2 protein-coding genes are annotated in these 1589 nt (G+C 74.3%); both read left to right on the top strand.

The window, feature by feature from the left end; genetic code table 11:
• Positions 1-16 precede the first annotated feature (16 nt).
• A complete protein-coding gene (locus ACWGIU_RS37515; protein ID WP_453712527.1) occupies positions 17-412 on the top strand; it encodes an ArsR/SmtB family transcription factor in 396 nt (131 codons plus the stop codon).
• Positions 413-691: 279 nt separating this feature from the next.
• On the top strand, positions 692-1589 hold an 898-nt coding region (locus ACWGIU_RS37510), incomplete at its 3' end, for an MFS transporter (RefSeq protein ID WP_453712528.1).

The following is a 1589-nucleotide window of genomic DNA, read 5'->3' as shown; positions in this document are numbered from 1 at the left end:
GCCCTACGATGTGCGCATGAGTGCAGGCAGGCATCTGGCAGGTGCACACGGTGCGCAGCCGGCGCGGGTCACCCAGGGCGCGCCGAGCGCCCGGGTCGCGCCGGAGCGGGGTGACCGGCTGGAGGCCGCGGCGTCCGTGCTCGCCCTGCTCGCCGACCGCACCCGCCTGGCGCTCATGGAACGCCTCGGCCGGGGCGAGGCCGATGTCACCACCCTCACCGAGGCCTGTGGAGCCGCCCGCCCGTCCGTCAGCCAGCACCTCGCCAAGCTCCGTCTGGCCGGGCTCGTCACCACTCGCAAGGACGGCCGCCGGGTCGTCTACGCGCTGGGACACGGCCATCTGCGGCGTCTGGTGGACGAGGCCCTGAACGTCGCCGACCACCAGCTCGGTTCCCTCCCGCCGCACGACTGACCACCACGCCGGCCGGTCGGCGGCCCGCGGCGGGTACGCCGTCCGGAGCCGCACCGGCCGCCCTCTTGCGACGACCGCCTTCCTCACCGCGCACGACGGCCACGTCCGCGCGTGGGCCGCGCGACCTCGGCGACCCGCCTTCCGCCCTCCGGCACCCGTGACCCGCCCCCGCCGCCGCCCCGCCCCGCCCGAACGGCGTACGACAGGTGCACAGGTACGCACATGTTGACTACGCTGGAGCCGACATGCTGTCATCGATCCGCCGACCGGGACGAGACCATGCTGTCCGTACTGCGCAACGGCGCCTATCGCCGCCTGTTCACCGCCCAGGTCATCGCCCTGGTCGGAACCGGCCTCGCCACCGTCGCACTGAGCCTGCTCGCCTACGAACTCGCGGGCGAGCACGCCTCGGCGGTCCTCGGCACCGCCTTCTCGATCAAGATGGTCGCCTACGTCACCATCGCCCCGGTGATCGGCGCGGTCGCCGACCGGATTCCCCGCCGCGTCCTGATGACGGCCATGGACCTGACCCGGGCCGGTGCGGCGGCGGCCCTTCCGTTCGTCACCGAGATCTGGCAGATCCACGTGCTGATCTTCCTGCTCCAGGCGGCGTCGGCGGCGTTCACCCCGACCTTTCAGGCCACCGTCCCCGAGATCCTGCCCGCCGAACGCGACTACACCCGGGCCCTGTCGATGAGCCGACTCGCCTACGACCTGGAGAGCCTCTTCAGTCCGGTCCTGGCCACGGCGCTGCTGAGCCTGGTCTCCTACGACTGGCTCTTCGCCGGCACGACCGTCGGCTTCCTCGCCTCCGCCGCGCTCATCGTCGCCACGGCGCTGCCCGGCCCTGCCCCGGTCGATCGGACCGGCGGCGTCCGGGCCAGGACCTTCTTCGGCACCCGCCTCTTCCGGGCCACGCCCCGACTGCGGGCCCTGCTGGCGCTCGACCTCGCGGTCGCGGCCGCGGGAGCCGTCGTCCTCGTCGACACCGTCTCCCTGGTACGCGGCCACCTGGACCGCCCGGCCGGCGCCGTCCCGCTCGCCCTCGGAGCGTACGGCGCCGGCTCCATGGCGACCGCGCTGCTGCTGCCCCGCCTCCTCCAGCGCTCCACCGACCGTGCCGTGATGCTCCGCGCCGCCTTCGCCCTCCCGGTGGCACTGGCGGCCGGGGCCGCGC

The sequence above is a fragment of the Streptomyces sp. NPDC054840 genome (assembly GCF_053611065.1).
The sequence above is the reverse complement of the archived record's forward strand: the minus strand, read 5'-3'. Positions and strand labels throughout refer to the sequence as shown.

Excerpts from the sequence above, each read along its gene's own strand:
- ACWGIU_RS37515 (WP_453712527.1), top strand. The coding sequence starts at position 17 with ATGAGTGCAGGCAGGCATCTGGCAGGTGCACACGGTGCGCAGCCGGCG.